The organism is uncultured Methanofollis sp. (assembly GCF_937919355.1).
In the GTDB taxonomy this organism is placed as follows: Archaea; Halobacteriota; Methanomicrobia; order Methanomicrobiales; family Methanofollaceae; genus Methanofollis.
In genome coordinates this window covers 1-2,278 of record NZ_CALFSA010000238.1, presented here as the reverse complement: position 1 = coordinate 2,278, position 2,278 = coordinate 1, and the positions used below count along the sequence as shown (strand labels likewise).

The following is a 2,278-nucleotide window of genomic DNA, read 5'->3' as shown; positions in this document are numbered from 1 at the left end:
ATCGGTGCGACAAAATACCATGCCGGCAAGGGGAAGGGGCCCCTCCAGGCGAAGGTCTCCGCGATGATGGAGGCGGTCGAGCGCTACTCCGGCGAGTATCACGGAGACCGGATGGAGTACGCGAGTTTCGAGGAACTCGGGCCGATACGGGCCCTCGACCCGGCTGACCTCATCCTGCCGCGGCCCCTGGAGAAGGACGAGAAGATCCACTGGAGCCCGGCCACGGACCTCCTGAACGACGAAGAGGTCCTCGTGCCCTCGAATGCTGTCTTCCATCCATACGACTGCCTGGGCATGACCGTCCCCCTCTTCACCTCGGACACGAACGGCCTTGCCGCGGGGAATATCATGGAGGAGGCGGTCCTCCACGCACTCCTCGAAGTGATCGAGCGCGACGCCCTCTCCCGGGCCGAGAGGCTGCGGGATATGGGACAGCGCCTTGCGGTCGGCAAAGACGGCCCGGTGCGGGAGGTCCTCGACCTCTTCGAGGGGCATGGCATCGCAATCCACCTCTGGCTCCTGAAGGGACGGACAGGCATCCCGACGGTCGCCGCGGCGGCCGACGACACGGTCACGAAAGACCCTGCCCTCCTCGTGATGGGTGCCGGCACCCACCCTGACCCGGTGATTGCGTCCCTCCGCGCCCTCACCGAGGTGGCCCAGAGCCGTGCAAGCCAGCTCCAGGGTGGCAGGGTCAGCCCGGGACGGCAGCACCTCCTCGAACGGGCAGGCTATGAGAGGATGAAGAGGATCAATGCCCCGTGGTTCCGCGAGGCCCCGTCTGTCCTGATCGAGGAGGTCCCGGACCGTGCGACCGAATATTTCGACGACGACATCAGGGTCGTCCTCGACGAGGTGGCGAAGTCTGCCGACCGCGTCCTCGTCTGCGACCTCACGAGGACCGCCGTCCCGGTCGTCAGGGTGATCGTGCCGGGCTTCGAGGTCTCGCACATGAACTGCGACAGGGTCGTCCGCAGGCAGGGGTGAGGGCTCTGGGGGACTACGCCCCCGGACTCCCTGCCATCAAGACAGAGCAGAGACCTTGAGAAGAGAGATTACCATCCCGTCTCTATCCTAAAGATGGGGATGGCAATGATACAGCAACCCGAGCACCCCGCCAATGACGGCATGTCCCCCCTAACTTAGGATAAAGACGGTGATGGCAATCCCCCTCCCTCAGAAACTCTTTTCTGTGTTCCCCGGTCCAATCCTGAGCGGGGAACGAGCGTCAGCGAGTTCGAGAAGACCATCAGGTCTTCGCTGTAGTCCCCCGGTAGATTGTGGGGCAGGCGGTAGAGGATCCACGCTCTGCCCGAGAGGTGATCAGAGATGGCTCTTCAGAAACGCGTACGAAGACTTCTTCAGAGCCCGACCTGGTTAGTACATCATTAATTTCCTGAGCTGCGAGACAAGGGTCACGGTGCCGGGCCGCGGGGGTGCGGTCTCCTCCTCGAACCGCCGCCCCCGCAGGGCGGCAAAGATCGCGGCGATCGCCTTCCCGTGCGACGGCCCGTACCCGCCTTCGAGGACGAGGGCCGTGGGCAGGTCGAGAGAGAGGGCGAGGGTGGTCAGGAGCCCGTAGTCGTCAGGAGAGAGCCGCATCTGTCCGTGCGGGTCGTCGGCGAGGGCGTCCTGCCCGGCCGAGATGATCAAGAGGTCAGGACGGTGTGCCCGGACTGCCGGGAGAAAGACCCGGGCAAAGAGGAAGGCATAGTCGGCGATCCCGCCGCCCGGTGCAAGGGGCGCGTTGAGGGTGAACCCCCTCCCGGCCCCGGTGCCGACCTCTTCAGGCCATCCTGTTCCGGGAAACCCGCCCCTCTGGTGGACTGAGAGATAGAGCACGCGGTCGGATGCAAAGAAGATCTCCTGAGTGCCGTTCCCGTGGTGGAGGTCCCAGTCCAGGATCGCGACCCTGTCCACCAGTTGTAGGGCCTTTGCCGCGGCAAAGGCAGCATTGTTGAAGATGCAGAAGCCCATCTGCCGCCCTGACTCTGCATGGTGGCCGGGGGGACGGACCAGGGCAAAACAGTTCTCGCCGTCGAGGGCGTGTTCGGCCGCGGCGGCGGCCGACCCTGCAGCCGTGAGGGCGACGTCGAGAGTCGAGGGAGTGATATAGGTATTGTCGTCGAGAAAACAGCAACCCCGCCCCATCTCCTGGATCCACCGCACATAGGCCGGGTCATGGACGATCTCGATCTCGGCCAGGTCTGCGGTGACAGGGGGGTGGACAGGGATGTCCGGGGGGAGGCCTTCGAGGACCTCCCGCAACCGGGCGCCC

The 2,278-nt window shown here is 64.9% G+C and carries 2 protein-coding genes; one reads left to right on the top strand and one right to left on the bottom strand.

Annotated elements, in window-relative coordinates:
• Positions 1 to 987 (top strand): YcaO-like family protein (locus tag Q0520_RS11700; protein WP_298670285.1); only part of this gene is annotated, 987 nt, incomplete at its 5' end.
• Between the two features lie 390 nt (positions 988 to 1,377).
• Here the strand turns inward: Q0520_RS11700 and Q0520_RS11695 are convergent.
• On the bottom strand, positions 1,378 to 2,278 hold a 901-nt coding region (locus Q0520_RS11695), incomplete at its 5' end, for a histone deacetylase (protein ID WP_298670283.1).